This is a genomic window from Sporomusa rhizae (assembly GCF_041428845.1).
GTDB lineage: Bacteria > Bacillota > Negativicutes > Sporomusales > Sporomusaceae > Sporomusa > Sporomusa rhizae.
In genome coordinates this window covers 4,977,622-4,998,263 of record NZ_CP156925.1, presented here as the reverse complement: position 1 = coordinate 4,998,263, position 20,642 = coordinate 4,977,622, and the positions used below count along the sequence as shown (strand labels likewise).

At 45.4% G+C, this 20,642-nt stretch carries 24 protein-coding genes and 1 pseudogene; 24 read left to right on the top strand and 1 reads right to left on the bottom strand.

The genetic code is table 11. From position 1 onward, the window contains the following. The first annotated feature begins 113 nt into the window (after nucleotides 1-113). On the top strand, nucleotides 114-1,019 hold the full coding sequence (locus SRRS_RS23410; protein ID WP_371363820.1) for a LysR substrate-binding domain-containing protein: 906 nt from the start codon (nucleotides 114-116) through the stop codon (nucleotides 1,017-1,019). A gap of 105 nt (nucleotides 1,020-1,124) precedes the next feature. Here SRRS_RS23410 and SRRS_RS23405 read toward each other — a convergent pair whose 3' ends face one another. After that, nucleotides 1,125-2,036 carry a phosphotransferase gene (locus tag SRRS_RS23405; RefSeq protein ID WP_371363819.1) on the bottom strand — a complete coding sequence of 304 codons (912 nt, stop codon included), beginning with the start codon at nucleotides 2,034-2,036 and terminating at the stop codon, nucleotides 1,125-1,127. A gap of 380 nt (nucleotides 2,037-2,416) precedes the next feature. Here SRRS_RS23405 and SRRS_RS23400 point away from each other — a divergent pair, with 380 nt between their 5' ends. The 23 genes and pseudogenes from SRRS_RS23400 to eutM all read left to right on the top strand — a co-directional run bounded on the left by SRRS_RS23400 (nucleotide 2,417) and on the right by eutM (nucleotide 20,583). Then, nucleotides 2,417-2,917 carry a CehA/McbA family metallohydrolase gene (locus tag SRRS_RS23400; protein WP_371369918.1) on the top strand — a complete coding sequence of 167 codons (501 nt, stop codon included), beginning with the start codon at nucleotides 2,417-2,419 and terminating at the stop codon, nucleotides 2,915-2,917. Between the two features lie 357 nt (nucleotides 2,918-3,274). Next, complete coding sequence (locus SRRS_RS23395) at nucleotides 3,275-3,574, top strand: BMC domain-containing protein (protein ID WP_371363818.1); 300 nt, start codon at nucleotides 3,275-3,277, stop codon at nucleotides 3,572-3,574. 32 nt (nucleotides 3,575-3,606) lie between these two features. Further along, on the top strand, nucleotides 3,607-3,897 hold the full coding sequence (locus SRRS_RS23390) for a BMC domain-containing protein (protein ID WP_371363817.1): 291 nt from the start codon (nucleotides 3,607-3,609) through the stop codon (nucleotides 3,895-3,897). 50 nt (nucleotides 3,898-3,947) lie between these two features. Continuing rightward, nucleotides 3,948-5,411, top strand: a complete 1,464-nt coding sequence (locus SRRS_RS23385; protein ID WP_371363816.1) for an acetaldehyde dehydrogenase (acetylating) — start codon at nucleotides 3,948-3,950, stop codon at nucleotides 5,409-5,411. A gap of 29 nt (nucleotides 5,412-5,440) precedes the next feature. Next, entirely contained in the window at nucleotides 5,441-5,602 is a 162-nt protein-coding gene (locus SRRS_RS23380) for a hypothetical protein (protein WP_371363815.1), read from the top strand. Next, the gene (locus SRRS_RS23375) at nucleotides 5,599-6,576 is read left to right on the top strand and encodes a 1-propanol dehydrogenase PduQ (RefSeq protein WP_371369916.1); all 978 of its coding nucleotides are present in this window, start codon (nucleotides 5,599-5,601) and stop codon (nucleotides 6,574-6,576) included. Before SRRS_RS23380 ends, SRRS_RS23375 begins: the two co-directional genes overlap by 4 nt. Before the next feature lie 43 nt (nucleotides 6,577-6,619). Continuing rightward, nucleotides 6,620-9,163 (top strand): choline trimethylamine-lyase, encoded by a 2,544-nt coding sequence (gene cutC, locus SRRS_RS23370; protein WP_371363814.1) that lies wholly within the window; start codon nucleotides 6,620-6,622, stop codon nucleotides 9,161-9,163. Between the two features lie 73 nt (nucleotides 9,164-9,236). After that, nucleotides 9,237-10,244, top strand: a complete 1,008-nt coding sequence (locus tag SRRS_RS23365; RefSeq protein WP_371363813.1) for a DMT family transporter — start codon at nucleotides 9,237-9,239, stop codon at nucleotides 10,242-10,244. Between the two features lie 2 nt (nucleotides 10,245-10,246). Then, on the top strand, nucleotides 10,247-10,561 hold the full coding sequence (locus tag SRRS_RS23360; RefSeq protein WP_371363812.1) for a hypothetical protein: 315 nt from the start codon (nucleotides 10,247-10,249) through the stop codon (nucleotides 10,559-10,561). A 102-nt stretch (nucleotides 10,562-10,663) separates the two neighbouring features. Then, nucleotides 10,664-11,647, top strand: coding sequence for a choline TMA-lyase-activating enzyme (gene cutD / locus SRRS_RS23355; protein WP_371363811.1), 984 nt, complete (start codon nucleotides 10,664-10,666; stop codon nucleotides 11,645-11,647). 34 nt (nucleotides 11,648-11,681) lie between these two features. Next, nucleotides 11,682-12,035 (top strand): ethanolamine utilization microcompartment protein EutS, encoded by a 354-nt coding sequence (gene eutS, locus SRRS_RS23350; RefSeq protein ID WP_371363810.1) that lies wholly within the window; start codon nucleotides 11,682-11,684, stop codon nucleotides 12,033-12,035. Further along, on the top strand, nucleotides 12,032-12,490 hold the full coding sequence (locus SRRS_RS23345) for a EutP/PduV family microcompartment system protein (RefSeq protein ID WP_371363809.1): 459 nt from the start codon (nucleotides 12,032-12,034) through the stop codon (nucleotides 12,488-12,490). The genes eutS and SRRS_RS23345 overlap by 4 nt, the downstream gene beginning before the upstream one ends. Nucleotides 12,491-12,569: 79 nt before the next feature. Next, complete coding sequence (locus SRRS_RS23340; RefSeq protein ID WP_371363808.1) at nucleotides 12,570-13,241, top strand: hypothetical protein; 672 nt, start codon at nucleotides 12,570-12,572, stop codon at nucleotides 13,239-13,241. After that, nucleotides 13,229-14,071, top strand: a complete 843-nt coding sequence (gene eutJ, locus SRRS_RS23335; protein WP_371363807.1) for an ethanolamine utilization protein EutJ — start codon at nucleotides 13,229-13,231, stop codon at nucleotides 14,069-14,071. Before SRRS_RS23340 ends, eutJ begins: the two co-directional genes overlap by 13 nt. 17 nt (nucleotides 14,072-14,088) lie before the next feature. Further along, nucleotides 14,089-14,400 (top strand): BMC domain-containing protein, encoded by a 312-nt coding sequence (locus tag SRRS_RS23330; RefSeq protein ID WP_371363806.1) that lies wholly within the window; start codon nucleotides 14,089-14,091, stop codon nucleotides 14,398-14,400. Then, nucleotides 14,397-14,657, top strand: a complete 261-nt coding sequence (locus tag SRRS_RS23325; RefSeq protein WP_371363805.1) for a EutN/CcmL family microcompartment protein — start codon at nucleotides 14,397-14,399, stop codon at nucleotides 14,655-14,657. The genes SRRS_RS23330 and SRRS_RS23325 overlap by 4 nt, the downstream gene beginning before the upstream one ends. A gap of 20 nt (nucleotides 14,658-14,677) precedes the next feature. After that, entirely contained in the window at nucleotides 14,678-16,003 is a 1,326-nt protein-coding gene (locus SRRS_RS23320; protein ID WP_371363804.1) for a 4Fe-4S dicluster domain-containing protein, read from the top strand. A gap of 3 nt (nucleotides 16,004-16,006) precedes the next feature. Next, nucleotides 16,007-16,555 (top strand): BMC domain-containing protein, encoded by a 549-nt coding sequence (locus SRRS_RS23315; RefSeq protein ID WP_371363803.1) that lies wholly within the window; start codon nucleotides 16,007-16,009, stop codon nucleotides 16,553-16,555. A gap of 188 nt (nucleotides 16,556-16,743) precedes the next feature. Then, the gene (locus tag SRRS_RS23310; RefSeq protein WP_371363802.1) at nucleotides 16,744-17,421 is read left to right on the top strand and encodes a cupin domain-containing protein; all 678 of its coding nucleotides are present in this window, start codon (nucleotides 16,744-16,746) and stop codon (nucleotides 17,419-17,421) included. A gap of 11 nt (nucleotides 17,422-17,432) precedes the next feature. Next, nucleotides 17,433-17,696: pseudogene (locus tag SRRS_RS23305) on the top strand (BMC domain-containing protein); the annotation flags it as partial. A gap of 449 nt (nucleotides 17,697-18,145) precedes the next feature. After that, on the top strand, nucleotides 18,146-19,627 hold the full coding sequence (locus SRRS_RS23300) for an acetaldehyde dehydrogenase (acetylating) (protein ID WP_371363801.1): 1,482 nt from the start codon (nucleotides 18,146-18,148) through the stop codon (nucleotides 19,625-19,627). A gap of 1 nt (nucleotide 19,628) precedes the next feature. Beyond that, nucleotides 19,629-20,270, top strand: coding sequence for a phosphate propanoyltransferase (locus SRRS_RS23295; protein WP_371363800.1), 642 nt, complete (start codon nucleotides 19,629-19,631; stop codon nucleotides 20,268-20,270). A 25-nt stretch (nucleotides 20,271-20,295) separates the two neighbouring features. After that, nucleotides 20,296-20,583: an ethanolamine utilization microcompartment protein EutM gene (eutM, locus tag SRRS_RS23290; RefSeq protein ID WP_371363799.1), complete on the top strand. Its 288-nt coding sequence runs from the start codon at nucleotides 20,296-20,298 to the stop codon at nucleotides 20,581-20,583. The last annotated feature ends 59 nt before the right edge of the window (nucleotides 20,584-20,642 follow it).

The following is a 20,642-nucleotide window of genomic DNA, read 5'->3' as shown; positions in this document are numbered from 1 at the left end:
TACTTGGTAATTATACTTTTTTATGATAAGTTTAATATATAAAAAAGTGGAAGTAAAACAAATAAATTTGGGAATTAATATTTAAAACTTTTATATTGTGAGCGGTGATGTATATGGATTTTATGGGTATTGAGGCATTTCTGGCGATTGTTCAAACTCAAAATTTAACGAAGGCGGCTGAAATATTGCATTTGACGCAGTCGGCCGTAAGTTACCGGCTAAAAATGCTGGAAAAAGAAATGGGCACAACTTTGATTGAGCGCCGGAAAGGAATTCAATCAATAACCTTGACACCTTTTGGCGAAAGCTTTGTTCCCTTGGCGGAGCGCTGGCGATTGTTAAATAGAGAGGTGGAGTTTTTACAGGCAAGGGGACCCGAGATTAGTCTCACGATAGGTGCGGCAGATAGTCTAAATGTTTATGTACTGCCGCCGCTTTACCGTGCGATAAGCCAGCAATATCCCGCCTTGCGTTTGAAGATTCGTACGCAACATACGGTGGAGTCTTATGAAAGTATGGAGCGCCGGGAAATTGATGTGGGTTTTGTAAAAATGGAGAGAGTGGTGCCCAACATAATCGCTCAGCCATTTTATGTTGATGAAATGGTGCTAGTCCGGCGTAAAACCGAGGATAGGAATCAGCAAGAATTTGTAGCGCCGTCAGAATTGGATTGCCGTCATCAACTTTATTTTAATTGGGGTCCGTCATACCAGATATGGCATGAACGGTGGTGGGGAGTTTATAGTTCTTCAACCTTGCAGATTGATTCAGCTGCATTGATATTTTCACTTATGTGGGATCAACGGCAATGGGCGATTGTGCCCAAATCAATTGCTGCCGTTTTAGCCAAACCGGATGAATTTATCGTTCAGCAATTATCAGATCCACCGCTGCCAAGAGTGTGTTATAAAATAGTGCCCAAGTATCCGGAGCCGATTAAAGTTCCGTCCATTACTATGATTAATCAATTAGTTGAATTGATGTACTTAGTAGAGTCTAAGATGCAAGGAATCTTTTGACGCAGTTAGAACGGCTCATTTCTCAGTCAAAGATAAAAAACCGGACGATCCGACTAACGGATGGTCCGGTTTTCTTCACAAAATCTTAAATTACAAATCTCAATGTTAGCTGGCCATTACCATGCTGGCAATAGAACAAGCTTGCGATTTAGTCATTGCCTTAATATTCTTCTGAAAGCGTTCATATCTGATACGACAGTAGTCCAGGAAGTCATCACCGTTGTAATGCCTGATCAGCGCCCAGGCTGTCCACAGTAAATCCTGAGCCATTATAAAGCCTTTTATCTTCACTTCTTCTCCGGCAGTCAGCGGCTGGCCGAAGTAGTTTAGAATTAAATAGTCGATGGCCTCGGCAGGGAGTTTGGATTCGAGAATATAGGCGGCTACGTCCCAGCAGGGGTCGTTCATTCCGGAATATTCCCAGTCAATCAGATAGGTTCTGCCGGTGTCGTCGATGATAAAATTTTCCGGAACTGTGTCATTATGGCAGGGAAGCAGGATTGTATTTTCTATATTTTTCTGGACAAAATCGACTAGTTGTTCTTTACGGGTTGGATAGTCAAAGAAAACGTCGCCATTTAGCTGTTTGATAATTTGCTCGTATTTGGACAGCTCTGCCTGCCAGTCAAAACGGTTGGGGAAATGTTTTGGTGCGGAGTGAATTTTCTTCATCAGATGGGAAACTGCATTGAGATTTTTGGGGGAGCAAGGGTCGGCAAAAGCAAGGTTTTGACTGTTTTTGATATATAAGCTTATTTTGATTCCTGTGGTTTCATCAAAATAAATACAATCAGAATTCACGCCGTATTCCGAAGCAATAGTATTATTGACCCTTTCTATTTTGCGATCAATAATCTGTTCAGTCATGCCGCCAGGCTGTCTGATAACATATTCAGTGCCTTTTATATCCATTATGTAGTTGTAGTTGGTAAGGCCACCGGCAAAACGGGATTTGTCGAAGATAATGCTTTCATCATTAAAAACGAGGCGCAGTGTATTTTGTACAAGTTGTTCCATGTTCATATAACTCCACCAAGTAATCTACTTGGATTTTTGAATTTTGATAATTTACTATAGCAAAAAAAGCTAATAAAATCAATGGATTGAGGCCATATGCCGGTTTATCCTTTTATTGGACTTTTTTAGTGAAATGGTATAAATGAAGCTATAGATTTGGTTAAAAAATGTATCCAGCTATGTGGCGCTGGTGCAGATGGCGCCTAGACTACAACAGGATAATTTTTTTGAATGCATCTCCGTTTTTTTTTGCAAAACAAGGGATGCTTATTTTTTTGCCGTTAAAAATAGTCTCGATTTTCCCAAAGAATTGTTTTAGTACAATATCTTAATTTTACTTACTATAATAATGCTAATTTTAATACTGATTTTTCAAAAAAATAAATTGTACAAGCTATATTATAAGGGCTTATTGGAATAAAGGCATCAAGAAATACTTGAGCGCCGGTTCAGACCAGCATGAGGCTACTTCCGGTCTATATCCAGGCATAATCCGAATCTACGCGCACGTAGATGGTAATGTTACCACAGAAAAATATCTCAAAGCTATAAAGGATGGTCATTCCTATGTAACAATGGGACCAATCTTTACCCCGGCAGCAAATACAATGTTTGGATCAACACAAAAAGTACCCGCAGGCGGTAAGTATACGTTACATACCGAAGTTCAAGCGGTTGATGGTCTGGCACGTATTGACGTTTACTGTGAAGGAAAGGCTATTGCTTCACAAGAGTTCAATAATACGCAAGATGCTGCCCAATACACATTAATTGTCGAGCCGACAAAGAACTCTTGGTATAGTTTTGTTGCGATAGACAGCAAGGGTCATTATGCTGTTACAAATCCTATATGGGTTGATGTTGCCGGTACCGTTAAATAAACTGAGTAAATAAAAAAAAGATAACAGATAGGGTCTGCCTGTCTGTTATCTTTTTTTACTTTAAAACTATTTGTAAAGCCGGGTCAGACTGGAGTTACGGTTGGTTAAGAAGGCCTTTTCTATTTTTATTAGTGAATTCTCGCTCAAAGTTCTCGATTTTTCAATAAAATCACTTTTGTACAATATTGCTTTTTACTTAGATATAATAATGCCAATTTTCTATATTGTTTTTTCAAAAAAATCTTTTTTGCTTGCGATATTATATGATTAACAAATAATCAAACAATTTACTCGGTTGAACATAGTGAAGTGACAATCCCTGGAATTCTAAATCTATAGGCAAGAGGAGTTGTATCGATGGAGTACTTTGGAGAAGAGGCGTTGGGTCTTATTGAAACAAGAGGTATGGTTCCGGCTATTCAAGCGGCGGATGTAATGCTTAAAACTGCGGATGTTGTTCTTGTTTCGTACGAAAATATGGGTTCCGGGCTTGTTACAGTCATGATTAAAGGCGACGTGGCGGCAGTGCGGGCAGCTGTAGAAAACGGTGCGGCAGCAGCAGCAGCCATTGGTGAGCTGACAGCCTCCAATGTTATGCCGCGCCCCATCAGCCGGGTAGGCAAGATTGTTTCGAGACATGACATTGATGCGGAATAATACGAATTAATTTTTTAGAAAGGGGAATGCGTATGCACCAAAATGATGCTTTAGGATTTATAGAAACATATAGCCTGGTTTCCGTGCTAGAGGCTGCGGATGCAATGTGCAAGGCTGCAGATGTAGAATTGGTCGGTTACGAAAACGTGGCTTCTGGTTTGATTTCTGTAGTGGTACGCGGTGACGTGGGCGCGGTGAAAGCGGCTGTAGATGCCGGTGTCAAAGCAGCTAGCGCGGTTGGTCCGATTTATAGCTCCAATGTGATTGCCAGACCGCATGCGGATATACAAAAGATTATTGCCAAATATGTTGTGGACTGGTAATTAAAGCTGTTGGTTGGAATATGCGAGTGGAAAGGGGGAGTAATTGAGGTATGGACAGAATGGACAACGATTTGCGCTCGGTGCAAGAGGCGCGGATTCTAGTGGAAACCGCCAGGGAAGCGCAAAAGGTACTGGCGACTTTTCCTCAGGAAAAATTGGACAAAATTGTCCGCAATATGGCCGAAACAGTACAAAAAAGTGCCAGAGAACTGGCCATTATGTCTTGCGAAGAAACGGGATTTGGTAAATGGCAGGACAAGCTTGTCAAAAACATATTTGCCAGTGAGTTTCTTTATAAGAAACTCAAAGACATGAAAGTTGTTGGTATCATTAGAGAAGATCAGGAAAACAGGACAATGGATATTGGCGTACCTGTTGGCGTTATTGCCGCGTTACCCCCAACAACAAACCCCGTATCCACTTCCATTTACAAAGCTCTGATTGCCATAAAGTCTGGTAATGCTATTGTTTTTTCTCCTCATCCTAAGGCTAAAAAAACGATAACCAAGGTGCTTGATATCCTGATCCGAGCGGCCGAAGAAAGTGGGCTGCCCGCCGGCGCTATCGGATATTTGCGAACGGTGGCGGTCGACGGCACGGTTGCCTTAATGAACCACAAAGACACCTCGCTGATCTTGATTACCGGGGTGCCTAAACTGGTCAGGGAGGCCCATACTTCCGGCAAACCAACGATTTATGGCGGTCCGGGGAATGGACCGGCGTTTATTGAGCGGTCTGCCGATATTAAAAAAGCCGTAGCCGCTATTATTGCCAGCAGAACTTTTGATTACGGAATTGTCTCAGCTTCAGAACAATCAATAGTGGCTGAGGAGTGTATCGCCGAGGAAGTGAGGCAAGAACTCAGAAAAAATGGCGCTTATTTCATGACAAGCCAGGAATCCGAACAACTCAGTAAGTTCTTTTTCCGGCCGGATGAAAGTATAAATCCGGAATTTGTCGGGAAACCGGCGGTAGAGTTGGCTCAGCTAAGCGGCCTGTGTGTTCCGGCAGAAACAAAAGTATTGATTTCAGAGCAAAAATATGTTTCTCACGCCAATCCGTATGCAAGAGAAAAGCTTTGTCCGGTTCTGGCGTTTTACGTGGAAAAGGATTGGCTGAATGCCTGTGAAAAATGCATAGAACTGCTGGTGAATGAGGGACGCGGACATACTCTGGTTATCCATTCCAAGAATGAAAATGTCATTCGGGAATTTGCCCTGAAAAAGCCGGTATCTAGAGTACTTGTGAATACTCCCGCCACCTTAGGCGGGATAGGAGCGACAACCAATCTGTTCCCGGCACTGACGCTGGGCTGCGGAGCTGCCGGCGGCGGGTATACTTCGGATAATATCTCACCCCTGAACTTGATTAATATCCGGAAAGTTGGCTATGAAGTGCGGCAACTGGAGGATATAACCAATGGGGCGGCCTGCTTTACAGCCAACCGGCATCCGCTTGAGGATGTGCAAGAATTAAATAAGCTGCTGGAAAAATTACTTAAGCAAATTAGGTAGTACCGCGATGCTGTGAGGTGATTGTCGTTATGAAAAAATTTGTTATTAAACCCAAGATTTATTTTAATGAGGGATCTATGGAATTTCTCAAAGAAATCACCGGATTTTGCGCGTTTATAGTTTCTGATTCGGTTATGGAGAAGCTGGGCTATCTCCAAAAAACCATTGACTATCTTAATGAGACAGGATAAAATCTGCAGTCTTTACCGATGTAAGGCCTGATCCTGATGTGCAAGTGATTGCCGCAGGCATGAAAAAATTCATGGAAATCCAGGCAGATACCATTGTTGCCTTAGGTGGAGGCTCGGTGATTGACACGGCTAAAGGCATTCTATATTCCATGTGGCAGTTCAGCAACGCTGCCGGACAGGAATTTAAGAAACCATTATTTATTGCCATTCCGTCGACAAGCGGTACAGGCTCGGAAGTAACGAATTTCTCGGTAATTACCGCCGAAGGGCAAAAAGTGGTTATTGTCGATGAATGGATGGCGCCCGATATCGCTATACTTGATTCCACTTGTATCCAGCATGTTCCCCAGCACGTTGTGGCTGATACGGGTATTGATGCGCTGGTGCATGCCATTGAGGCCTATGTTTCGACCGAAGCCACCGATTGTACTGACGCTCTTGCCGAAAAAGCGGTTGAATTAATTTTTACCAATCTCAAGACTTTGTACAACGATGTAGGTAATGCCAACGCCCGGGAACGTATTCAGAAGGCATCTTGTCTGGCAGGTATGGCGTTTACCAATGCTAATTTGGGGATTAACCACAGCCTGGCTCATGCGCTCGGAGCAACTTTTCATATTTCCCATGGACGCTCCAATGCATTGCTCCTTAGCGCAGTGGTGGAATATAATGCGAACCTGAGCAGCAGGGACAGCCGGCATGTCGCCGAAAAATACGCGAAATTGGCGGCTGTGATTACTCTGCCCGCCCGGACTTACCGGGAAGGAGCCATAAATTTCATTCAGGCTGTCAAGGATCTGAAAAAATCGCTGGGCATCCCGAAGGGCATTCGTGAATTGGGAATTGATCAAAGCAAGTTCGAGAACGAAGTATTAAATATGGCTGAGCTTGCTCTTCATGATCGCTGTACCCCTACTAATCCGAGACAACCGTCCAGAGAAGATTTAATCACTATTTATCAACAATCATTTTGATACAGTAATTACTAATTAAATAACGAAGAGGGAGGACAAGAGGTTGAACATTCAAGAGTTTTCAAGCAAATTTGCGGATGCAACAAAAAATTTGTCTCCAGAAGAAACAGCCGCTATTATGAAGCTGTTTCAGGGGATTTCCCAGGAACTGTCCGCAAACAGCCCGGTAACTCACAGCGCTCACAAATCGCCTGTGTTTGAAGGGGAAATAACAGGATTGACACCGCGCTTAGAACGACTGCGAGCTGCTTATTTAAAAGTTAAACCAAGTATCAGTACCTATCGTGCCAGAGCTTTTACTCAGGTAACTAAAGAAAATGCGGGGTTGCCTAAAATACTTTTACGGGCCAAGTGCTTCAGAAGAGCCTGTGAGACAGCGCCGCTGGTCATTCAAAGCGATGAACTCATTGTCGGACATCCTTGCGGGAAACCTAGAGCTGGCGCGGTATCACCGGATATTGCCTGGAGATGGATTAGGGACGAATTGGATACCATCTCCACCCGGCAGCAGGATCCTTTCGAAATCAGCGAAGAAGACAAGCGTATTCTACGGGAAGAAATTTTCCCCTACTGGGAAGGCCGCAGCCTTGACGAGATTTGCCAGCAGCAATATCAAGATGCCGGTGTATGGTCATTCTCAGGCGAAGCGTTTGTTAGCGATTTGTCTTACCATCAAGTAAATGGCGGCGGCGACACCTGCCCAGGCTTTGACGTTATCCTGATTAAAAAAGGCATTAACGGTGCAAGACAGGAAGCTGTCGACAGATTAAACAAATTATCCATGGAAAATCCGGAAGATCTTGATAAGATTTACTTCTATAAAGCGGAAATTGAGACTTGTGACGGTATTTTGGCCTATGCCAAACGACTTTCTGATTATGCCAGAGAGCTGGCGGACCGGGAGGGTGACTCAACCCGCCGGAAAGAACTTTATAAGATTTCCGACATTTTGACTCATGTACCGGCCAATCCTCCCCGTACTTTCCAGGAAGCGCTGCAGTCCATCTGGACACTGGAATCACTGTTTGTTGTGGAAGAAAATCAGACAGGCATTTCCGTAGGACGTTTGGACCAATACATTTATCCAATGTTCAAGGACGACATGGAAGCTGGCCGCATGAATAAACTGGAAGCTTTTGAACTGCTCTCCTGCTTTATAATCAAGTGCTCGGAAGTAATGTGGCTGTCCAGTGAACTTGGCGCGAAATACTTCGCCGGCTATCAGCCGTTCATCAATTGCACTATTGGCGGACAGAAACGGACTGGTGGCGATGCGACCAATGAACTTACTTATCTGATTATGGATGCCGTTCGCTTTACCAAGATGTATCAACCGTCCCTGGCTTGCCGGATTCACAACAAATCACCACAGCAATATCTGAAGAAAATTGTCGATGTTGTTAAAGCCGGTTTGGGCTTCCCTGCCTGCCATTTCGACGATTCTCATATCAAAATGATGCTTGCTAAAGGATTTGGCATTGAAGATGCACGGGATTACTGCTTGATGGGTTGCGTTGAGCCTCAAAAATCTGGCAGAATCTATCAATGGACATCCACCGGGTATACGCAGTGGCCGATTGCTATCGAATTTGTCTTAAATCGCGGAATGATGAAATGGCATGGTTCTATGCAAGGCATCGATACTGGTGATCTTGATCATATCAAGACGTATGAAGAGTTTGATGCTGCTTGCAAAAAACAAATTGAACATATTATTCGCTTGTCGGCCATCGGCACTGTTGTCAGCCAGCGCGTTCACCGCGATCTTGTTCCGAAACCCCTTATGTCTCTATTGGTAGAAGGCTGTATGGAAAAAGGCACAGATGTTACCCATGGCGGCGCTCTTGTCAATTACGGTCCTGGCCTGATATTCTCCGGTCTGGGAACCTATGCTGATTCTATGGCTGCCATTAAGAAACTGGTCTTTGAAGACAAAAAATATACCCTTAAGCAAATCAGGGATGCTCTGGATGCCAATTTTGAAGGCTATGAAACTTTACGGACAGATTGCATGAATGCACCGAAATACGGCAACGATGATGATTATGTTGATGAAATTGCCGCAGATCTCGTCAACTGGACGGAAAGGGTTCACCGGTCCTTTAAAATGCTATATTCGCATTTTAGTCATGGTACACTTTCTATTTCCAATAACACGCCTATCGGGGAAATTACCGGAGCCATGCCAAATGGCCGGTTGGCTTGGACACCATTGTCAGATGGAATCAGCCCGACCCAGGGCGCCGATAAAATGGGGCCGACTGCTATCATCAAATCGGTCAGCAAGCTGAGTGTCGAGTCAATGAATATTGGCATGGTCCACAACTTCAAGCTACTTCGCGGGCTTCTGGAAACTCCGGAAGGGGAAAATGGCTTAATTACCTTGCTAAGAACAGCATCCATCCTTGGAAATGGCCAAATGCAATTCAGCTATGTAGATAATGAAGTGCTGAGAAAAGCCCAAATCGAACCTGACAAGTATCGTGATTTGATCATTCGGGTGGCCGGATATAGCGCTTACTTCGTAGAATTATGTAAAGAAGTACAGGATGAAATTATCAGCAGAACCGTTTTGGAGCATTTTTAAACTAGCTATAAGGAATATCTGAAGAATATAGGTTCTTCAGATATTCCCCAAATAAGGAGGGAGAACAGTTTATATGAACATATCGGGAAATCAAACGGCCATTATGATGAAGCGGAAATTGGATGCCGGTTTTGCGAAAAAAGGTATTTTAACAGGTCTTTTTAGTGGCTGTACCTGGGGTGCGAACAATGTAATCCTGGGACTTGCGTTAGGCCTTGTGCCGGTAATGGGTGAAGATGCTGCCTTATATGCTGTACCCCTGGCTGCTGCTTGCCTGAATGATACTTTAGCAGGCTTATGGCTACTCATCTATAACTGTGGGGGCGGACGTTTTCAGGAAATCATTCGTAGTCTTAAAACCGTTCCCGGTCTTATGGTTTGCGTAGCTGCCTTAATGGGGGGGCCTGTTGCGAACAGTGGTTATCTGCTTGGTATTTCCATGGCAGGACCTGCGTATGCGTTGACAATTACCGCATTATATCCGCTAGTTGGCGCTTTGCTTTCCCGGATTTTTCTTAAGCAAGAAATCCTGCCCCGTGTTTGGGCCGGTATGCTGCTTTCGGTTATCGGCGCGATCGTAATATCCTATGTGCCGCCTGAAGGCGAGAACAGTGCAAACTTCTACTTAGGTCTTCTCTTCTCATCGCTAGCCGCTTTCGGTTGGGGCGCTGAAGCCGTTCTGGCCGTATTCGGTATGTCCATGATCGATCCCAAAATTGCAATTAATATCCGCGAACTGACTTCCGGTCTGGTTATGGCGCTTTTTGTTCTGCCAATTGTCGGTGGATGGGCTGTTATTTCTCAGGTTGTTGTTTTGCCGGCAACGATAGGAACCTTTGCCATTGCAGCCTTGGCGGCCGGGGTATCTTACCTGGCATGGTATACGGCCAATAGCAAATGCGGCGTAGCCAAAGGTATGGCGCTTAATGGAACCTATGTCATGTGGGGCGTTATCTTCTCGGCCGTATTCCTGAGCCAGCCTGTTACCCAAAACCTGGCGATCGGCAGCGGTTTGGTACTAGTTGGCGCAACGCTTGTGGCGATTAACCCGAAGGAATTCTTCAGCAAGGGGGAGGCATAATCATGGCAGATTTATTACCGCTGCGGTTTAGAATGCTTCATTATATTTCCACCGTTGACAAAACCTGCGCCAACGATATTATGAAGGCGCTGGAACCCGAATACGGCACCGAGAAACAGTTTAGAAAAGAGGTTTTTGTAGAACATCTATTGGATCTGAAAGCCAACTTCGTTATTGACGATAACGATGTGGCCATTGACGACAACGGGGATTTAGTTGTTTATTACTCTATCAACGAGGAAGGCCTGAGACTTCTTAAAAAATATCTTCCTAAAAGCTGGAGCCAGAAAGAAGCAGATTTATCAGGAGGGTTTTAATCCTAGCATCCTAGCTGATGTTAGTTACCCTATCAGGACAGGCTGTTCCTGACGATAGCCGCAGGATGGCTTTAATAGGTAATTACTAAGGGACGGGACATTATGAGTACAGAAACGGGCAGCAGAATAGAACGAAAAGCGAGAATCTTCAATGTCCAGAAATATTCCATCTATGATGGGCCGGGCATTCGCACCTTAATTTTCTTCAAGGGGTGTCCCCTGCGATGTAAGTGGTGTTCGAATCCCGAGGGACTGGAAAGAAAATATCAGGTCATGTTCAAAGAAGATTTGTGCATTCACTGTGGTAATTGTATTCCTGTTTGTCCCGCCCAAATCCATAGTCTTTCGGCTGAGCAAGCCGGGCAGTTAGAAGCCCAGAGTCAAGTACCTCGCCATAAAGTAAACAGAAGTGTTGACTGTGTGGGATGCCGTAAATGCGAAACAGCTTGTCCCAAACAGGCACTGTCAATTGTCGGCTCAGATAAAACAATTTCTGAAGTACTGGAAATCATCCAGCAAGATTCGCTCTTTTACTTAAGCTCAGGCGGCGGCGTTACACTTGGCGGCGGGGAAGTGACAGCCCAGCCGGAATTTGCCGCCAATCTGCTGATGGAATGCCAGCGCATGGGGATCCACACTGCCATTGAAACAAGTGGCTATGCCAAACTGGACGCGATACTTATGATCGCCCAGTTTACCGATTTGTTTTTGTATGATATTAAGCAAATTGACCCTGATCGGCACTATGAGCTTACCGGTGTTGGCAACGAACGCATTCTTGATAACCTAACCGAACTCCTACGCCGTGGGTTTAATGTCAAAGTCAGGATGCCTCTGATCAGGGGCTTGAACGACAGTGAAGACACCATTCGTAAAACGCTGGAATTTCTTCAGCCTTTTAACAGATACAAGAATTTTCACGGTATTGACTTACTGCCCTACCACAAATTAGGCATTAACAAATACAAGCAATTGGACATGCAGTATCCGATCACCGCAGACTTAAGCTTCAAGCAAGATGAACTGGATAAAATTGAAGCACTCATAAAAGACAGCGACTTACAGGTCAAAGTCATCAAACATTAAAACAAATACCGCTAAAGGTGGACGGAGGGATGTTGTGAGCGCAGCCGATGAATTTGATAAAAAACGCATTATCCAGGAGTATGTGCCCGGTAAGCAAGTAACCCTGGCTCACATTATAGCTTCGCCCGTACAAGACATATATGAACGCCTGGGGATAGAAGAAACAGGAGCCATTGGCATTTCAACCCTTACACCATGTGAGGCGGCCATTATCGCGGCCGATATTGCCACTAAGACATCCGATGTCGAGATTGGCTTTCTTGACAGGTTTACCGGCTCTCTCGTTATATCCGGTGATGTGGCAAGTGTCGAAGCAGCGATGGTTGCCATTAATGAAACTCTGGAAAAATTGCTAGGCTTTACACCTGCCAAAATAACACGCACATGAAGAAACGCATTATGGTCGTCGGACCAACTCAAGCGGGTAAATCAACCCTTGCCAATGTTTTAAACGATGCGGTAAGGCCACTGAAAAAGACCCAGGATGTTATTTATGGGAAAAATACCATGGATACACCGGGGGCCTATATTGAAAACGCTTCGATGTACAGATACCTGATTGCAACAGCCCAAACCGCATCCCATGTGCTCATACTTATTGATCAATCCCGACCTACAGAAGTGTATCCGCCAAATTTTGCAAAGTCGTTTAATTGCCCGGTCATTGGCGTCATTACCAAGATCGATCTGGCTTCGGAAAATACCGGGCTGTGTGCTGAGCAACTAAAAAGAATCGGGGTTTTAGAACCCTGCTTCCGAATTTCGTTAAAAGACAATACCGGCGTAGAAGCCTTGAAAGAGTATTTACAACTGAGAAAGCAAGAAACATCTGAAGAGAGTTGAGTTTCTTTATATATAGACTCCGTATTTTTGTCCAGCGATTATAGGTGATTTCGGCAAAAGAAGAAGGGTGGGTGAGGCAATGAAATTCATCACCGAAATGGAATTACGAGATTTATATAAACGCGAACCCTTTACTACTTATGTTCTGGAACCAGGTACAAAGATCACACCAGGCGCCCGCCAATTTCTTGTAGACCGACGCGTTACGCTGACAACAGCTCAGGCTGATGCCCCCCGAAAGGCAAGTGCCGGCAAGCCGCTAAAGACAGAGGAACGGGAGAAATGGTGCAACCTGAGATTGCAGCGCAGAATGGACAGCATTGAATCCTTATTTATTCTGATTGCGGCAGAACTGTTACACTCCGGGAATGCTCTTATGTCAGAAGAAATCATGTCGTTGGGACATTGCTTTCGCAACGTAGCCAAAGCGGAACAGGAACAGACGGCCCCGGATATCATTCAGTTTTGGGGTTGGACGGCTGAAGAGATCAAGAATCGTGCCGATAATTTGGAGAAATTCGTAGATATCAGTGATTTTCACGTAGGCCTGGAAAACGGAAAGGAGATTGCCCTGTTACATTACCTGCGTGCTTCCCTGCGCGAAGTCGAACCGGCCATTCTGGAAGTCTACTGGAATGAGGAGAAGCAAGACTGTTCACGACAGGATTTGATTGATGCGGTAAATCTGATTATTAACATAATCTGCATGATGATGTGGAAGTGTCTGGGAGGACAAAAATGGAAACGGTAAATTCAACATTTCAATACTGCGACCAACTCGTTGCTGATTTCGAGAGAGTTATACAAACTCCAATAGTGGGTAAATCCTCTGTGTATTACACCGGAGTTGACCTGGGAACTGCCTACATTGTACTTGCAGTTCTTGATGAGAATTATAAGCCGGTTGCCGGCGCATACCGTTTCGCTAGTGTTGTCAAAGACGGCATGGTCGTGGATTATATCGGCGCTATCCGTATCGTCAGAGAACTAAAACAAGAACTCGAAGAAAAGCTTGGCGTAGAACTCATCTATGCAGCGGCAGCGCTGCCTCCGGGAACCGATAGCCTTGACTCAGGAACTATCAAGCATGTGGTCCAGGGGGCCGGGTTTGAAATTACCAATGTGCTTGATGAACCGACTGCGGCCAACGCCGTATTGAAAATTCAGGACGGCGCCATTGTTGATATTGGCGGCGGTACTACGGGGATTGCCATACTGAAGGAAGGCAAAGTCCTGTATGTTGCCGATGAACCTACCGGCGGCACTCATTTTTCATTAGTCATTTCTGGTGCCTATAAAATGAACTTTGACGATGCCGATCAATATAAGCGGGATTTCAAAAACCATAAAGAATTGCTGCCCGTGCTCCGGCCTGTTATTGAAAAAGTCTCATCCATTATCAGCCGCCATGTAAGCGAAAATCCGGTTAAAGAAATTTATCTGGTCGGCGGAACCTGCTGCCTGGAAGGCATTGAAGCTATTATCGCCAAAAAAACCAATCTGCCTACTTACAAACCGAAAAACCCCATGTTTGTAACCCCTTTAGGCATTGCGCTCAACTGTACACAGGAAAGTCTTTAGACAGGAGTGACCTACACATGGAGTACCGGATTATAAAATCCCCGTCTAAAGGGACATTAGACATTCTTTTGCGGCGCCGGGGTTCGGTTGCAAACAGCGCGATCGAGAACTGCGACGCAGTAGGGTTGGTGCAGGGACGGTTGATTGATATGGTGTACGCTGCCGATATTGCCGAAAAAGCGGCCGGGGTAGTAGTCGAAGACATTAAAGGCCATTGTCCGCAAAACCTGATTATGATCGCCATCTTTGGCGATACGGCATCTGTGGAAGCAGCTATTAACGATATCCAACTTAAACTGAAAAAACCAAAAATGGGTGAGGGCTTATGATAGCAGCTAAAGTAATTGATAATATCTGGTCAACCAGAAAAGCGGATTCCCTCGTGGGGTTAAAATTCATGCTGGTAGAAGTCCTTGGTGGTAGTGAGGCCGGTCGATTAATAATAGCAGCCGACACCATCGGTGCCGGCTTTGGCGAACGGGTGCTTGTCTGTACTGGCAGCTCAGCTCGCAAAATGCTGGGGCGGGATGATGTGCCAATTGATGCAGTCATTGTCGGAATTATTGATGAAGACTGCGTATTTTAAGAATTTTGGGGGTGGAAAAATTGGACCTACTAAACGTAGTCAAAGAGGCAGGGATTATCGGAGCTGGAGGAGCCGGATTTCCAACTCACGCCAAACTAACGTCTAAAGCTGAGTATATATTGCTTAACGGAGCCGAATGTGAACCGCTTCTCAGAGTAGATCAGCAATTGATGGAGCTGTTCCCTGATGAAATTATCAGAGGACTCGAAGCGGCGGGGCGCTATATTGAAGCCGGTAAAGCCATCATCGGCATCAAGGGCAAACACAAACAAGTTATTGTCCTTATGCGGGAACGAATTACCGCACTGGGACTTGACGGATACATGGAAGTTATGGAACTAAGAGATATCTATCCTGCCGGTGATGAGCAGGTTCTGGTGCATGAACTTACCCAACGAGTTGTTCCGGAAGCCTCCATCCCACTAAAAGTAGGGTGTGTGGTCATAAACTCGGAAACGGCGTTAAATATATCCCGGGCTCTTGCCGGAACCACGGTTACCGAAACCTATCTTACCATCGCCGGCGATATTCCTCAGCGCATGACGGTTAAAGTACCTGTCGGTGTAGCTATCCGGGAAGTATTCAAACAATGCGGTGTAGGAAACATCGATGACTATGCCGTAATCGACGGCGGCCCGATGATGGGCGGTGTAATGAGTAATATTGACGGGTTTGTCACCAAGAAAAGCAAAGGCTATGTACTCTTAAAAAAAGATCATTTCCTCATCCGGAAAAAGTCTGTCAACCTTGCTCAAGCCAGAGTAATAAGCAGAACAGCCTGTGAACAATGCCGCATGTGTACGGATCTGTGTCCCCGATATCTCCTCGGCCACAATATCCAGCCGCATAAAGTCATGCGGGCACTGAGCTACAACCTGGATGTGAAAGACCAGCAAATTGCCCAACTATGCTGCGAATGCAATGCCTGCGAATTATTCTCCTGCCCCGCCAATCTCCATCCGAAATCTGTCAACATTCTGTTTAAGCAAAAGCTGGCAGAACAAGGGCTTAGATATCAGCCCGTACAAATGGAATTTGCGCCACGGGCCCCCAGAGAATACCGCCTGATTCCCAGTAAACGGCTTGTTGCTAAAATCGGCTTAACGGCTTTTGATAAACCGGCTCCTATGACCCAGGTCGAATTTAAGCCTGAATATATCCAAATTGCTTTAAGGCAGCATATTGGAGCGCCCGCAACACCTGTTGTCACCGTGGGGGAACAGGTTAAAGCCGGACAGCTGATTGGGAAAATTCCGGAGAACAGTCTGGGAGCTGCGGTTCACGCCAGCATGAGCGGTACTGTTGTCGAGAGTACAGATACTTCAATTGTGATAAAGGTGGGTTAGGATATGTTTAGGGCAATAGGTATGATTGAACTTACAAGCATTGCAAAAGGAATTTATGCGACAGATCTGATGCTTAAAACAGCCTATGTTGACGTAGTTAGCGCAACTCCCGTCTGTCCGGGGAAATATATCGCCATCGTTCATGGAGACGTTGCCGCTGTAGAAAGCTCGATCAGCATAGGGGTAGAAACCGCGGGAGAATATCTGGTAGACAGCTTTATTCTTCCCAACGTTCATCCGGCTGTTTTTCCAGCCATTACGGCCACGACGCTGCCGGAGGGATCAGGAGCCCTGGGAATCATGGAATCCTTTTCGGTGGCATCGATGATTATTGCCGCCGATGCGGCACTTAAAGCTGCTGATATTCAGGCTTTGGAACTGCGTTTGGGCAGTGGACTGGGCGGTAAAGCCTACTTTACCTTTACCGGTGATGTCGCTGCCGTCCAGGCAGGTATTGATGCCGGTAAAGCCGTTGTCCTTGAAAAAGGCCTGTTGGTTGATATCGAAGTAATTCCATCACCGGCTGAAAAATTGTGGACATCCCTGTTCTAACTTTAGAATTACATAAAGTGAGACTTGCTCCAGGTGGGGTTTTAACCCCATCTGAAGTTTAGTCGAACATATCCAGGAACTTAGACGCTCGCCAGTGTCCGTAGGGGTATAACTACCGCTTGTAAAAGCGGGAGTCTTAGAGCGACTTAGTCATCGGATAAAACATTTTAGTAAAAGGAGGTGCTACCTTGAAAAGACTTGTTAGTGCAAGTGCGGTAAAAGCAGCAGCAGATCAGGGGCAAAAAATATTTTGCATAGACTGTCAAACCATCATTACCCCGGCAGCCAAGGATCTAGCCAAGGAACTGGGTGTGGAATTTACTACAGAGGCTGCTCAGGTAAATCCCGTCAGTAACGGCAGTTGTGTACAGAAGCAGGAAAGCCAGGCAACAGACATTGACCGCGATATGATCTATCAAGTTGTAAAAGCGGTATTGGCCAACGGACTTCTCGCAAGTATTCCTGCCTCATCTCCCGAAAATCCCTACCGTGCCGACGGAAATCCAAAAAACGGACTTAAAATCGTGCGCGGCAGGACAGTAAAGTTTGACACTTTTGACACAGGCGATCCCAGCACCAACGTAACGTATCAGGAAGTGGTAAGTAAAGATGACTCCCAAATGAGCGCAGGCTTTTTGACAATTGAAAAATCCAGCTTTGATTGGGAATTGTGCTATGAAGAGATCGACATTATTCTTGAAGGAACCCTATCCCTTACCATTGATGGCGAGACTTACTATGCTCATCAGGGAGATGTCCTCTTCGTACCGAAAGGTTCCAAAGTAACCTGGGGTTCACCCGAGTATGTCAAGCTCTTTTATGTAACTTACCCGGCAAATTGGGCAGATCTTATGGCGCAGCAATAGGAGGATAAGCTATGCAGGCTCTTGGCCTAATTGAGACACGAGGACTCCTACCTGCTATTGAATGTGCAGATGTCATGCTCAAAACGGCGCAAGTGGAACTTGTGGGGAAAACCTTGGTAGGCGGCGGTCTTGTAACAATTATCGTAACCGGCGATGTGGGGGCTGTAAAAGCCGCGGTGGAAGCTGGGGCGGCAGCAATTGAAACCATTGGCCGCTTGTCATTGGTTTCTCAACATATAATTCCCAGACCGCACAATGAGATTGAAAGCATAGTTGTTCAACCCATTTCTGTTCAGGAGCAGTCAGAAATCCCTGAACGCCAACAAGAGCAATCAAGCTTTCTGCCAGACTCTGATGTAACCACCGGCATCGACGATTCCTTGCCAGACCAAGACGGCGAACCAGAAGCGACAGAACCTGAAAAGCCAACAAAGGAAAGCGCTGACCCGGCTCCAATAACGCTGAAACAGCTTAGCAAACAAACGGTTGATGCTTTTATAAAGGAATTTGGCTTGGAAGAAAGCATCAACGTCCTCAAGTCGTTTTCTGTGATAAAACTTCGCCATCTGGCAAGAGAATACAAAGAACTTGGTGTAGCAGGCAGGGCGATATCCAAAGCAAACAAAGATTTACTTATTCAGATACTTCAGGAATATTACACGAGGGTGACTGAAAAGTAACTTGGCCCTGTAAATAGGTAAAGACAGTGGAGGGAGAAATCGCATTGGAAAATTTTGATTATGATTTACAGTCTGTGCAAGAGGTCAGAAATCTTGCCCGTCAGGCTAAACTGGCACAAACTCAACTCGCAAAATTCAATTGTGAACAGATCGATAAAATCATCCGGAATATGGTGAAAGTAGCTGAGGAAAATGCCGTTTCCCTGGCAAAAATGGCCGTAGAAGAAACCGGATTTGGTAAAGTAGAAGATAAGATATTTAAAAACCAGTTTGCTTCTACCGAACTATATAAATTCATTCAACCGATGCAAACCATCGGCGTAGTGAGACAAGATACCGTCAATAAAGTCATGGAAATTGCCGAGCCGGTAGGTTTGCTTATGGGGATTATTCCTTCCACCAACCCCACATCCACGACAATATACAAATCGATTATCGCCATTAAATCCCGTAACGGAATTGTATTCTCCCCGCATCCGTCCGCTTTGAAGTGCACATTGCAGGCCGCAAAATTAATGAACGAAGCTGCGGTAGCCGCCGGTGCCCCGGCCAATATCATCGGCTGCATTTCCAAGCCTTCGATGGAGGCAACCAATGAACTCATGAAATGCGACGAAGTGGCCATGATTATTGCGACAGGTGGATCGGCCATGGTAAAGGCCGCCTATAGTGCAGGCAAACCGGCCTTGGGCGTAGGTCCCGGCAACGTTCCGGCCTATATCGAAAGAACCGCCAATATTCCCAAAGCGGTAAAGAACATCATCGCCAGCAAAACCTTTGATAATGGCACCATCTGTGCATCCGAGCAATCGGTTATTGTGGAAGAATGCATTCGCGAGCAGGTAATGGACGAGTTCCGACGTCAGGGCGGCTACTTCATGACTGCTGCCGAGACGGAAAAAGTTGCCAAAAAACTGTTTGTTCGCGGCCATGCTATGAACGCCAAAATGGTGGGAAGATCGGCACAGGTTATCGCCGAGAATGCCGGTATATCCATTCCGCCGGGAACTAAAGTATTATTAGGTGAACAACAAGGTGTTGGCGAAGAATATCCGTTATCTTATGAAAAACTGACTACTGTACTGGCATTCTATACCGTAAAAGATTGGGAAGAAGCTTGCCAGCTGAGTATCAAACTCTTAAATAACGGCGGGATAGGTCATAGCTTATCCATTCACACCGAAACTCCGGAAATGGCAATAAAATTTGCCGAAAAACCAGTATTCAGGATCTTGGTAAATACTTCTTCCAGCCAAGGCGGCGTGGGGGCAAGCACCGGACTAGCTCCGTCCTTCACCTTAGGTTGCGGTACCTGGGGCGGCAGCGCCACTTCCGACAATGTAACCCCAATGCACCTCATTAATATCAAACGTGTGGCTTATGGCATCAAAGACTTCACTGAAAACACAACTCCTTCCTACTCAACCTGTGCTCAAAGCGGCAATGCTAATGCTATCAGTGAAGATCAGATAATGAATGTTGTGAATGAAGTGATTTCCTTACTGAAAAAAAGAGGTGATAACTAAAGTGGGTAAGTATGACGCTTTAGCAGCGCTTCTGCTAGAAGCAATCAAAGAAGGGGGGGATTTTAGAAAGGATACAAATGCCATCCCTGTAGGAATATCTAATCGTCATATTCATCTATCGCAAGCCGATTTGGATACCCTGTTTGGTGCCGGATACCAATTAACGAATACCAAGGACTTGTCTCAACCTAAGCAATACGCCTGCAAAGAAACGTTGACGATCGCCGGTCCCAAAGGCGCTATCGAAAAAGTCCGCATCCTTGGCCCGGTGAGAAACGAAACTCAAATAGAAATACTTCAGGCAGACTGCTTCAAGCTTGGTATAAAAGCCCCGGTAAGAATGTCGGCAGACCTTACTGGAACGCCCGGACTAACTCTCATTGGCCCCCAAGGAAGTGTTATTCTTACCAAAGGCGCTATCATCGCCCAGCGGCATATCCATATGACCCTGGAAGATGCCGCGCGCCTCGGGGTAACCGATGGACAGCAGGTAACTATTCAAGTAGACGGACTGCGGGGAGGAACTTACTCGCATGTCGCTATCCGAGCAAACAACACTTCGGCACTTGAATGTCATATCGATACAGAAGAAGCAAATGCGATGAATCTCTCCGCAAATTCAACAATAACGATTGTAAAATAAATTAAAATTTTAGGAGGAAACAAAAATGAGTAAATCGGAAGCGTTAGGATTAATTGAAACAAAAGGTCTGGTAGGAGCAATCGAAGCAGCTGATGCCATGGTTAAAGCAGCAAACGTTCATTTGATTGGCCGTGAATTAGTTGGCGGCGGTTTGGTGACTGTAATGGTAAGAGGCGACGTTGGCGCTGTAAAAGCGGCCACTGATGCCGGTGCTGCTGCTGCTCAACGTGTTGGCGAACTTATCTCGGTTCATGTAATTCCTCGTCCGCATGGTGACGTGGAAATGATTCTCCCAGTTAGAAAAGAAGCTTAATATTTAATTAGGCAGACATTACGGGTAAAGGTCAAAATCTCCTTTGGGGATTTTGACCT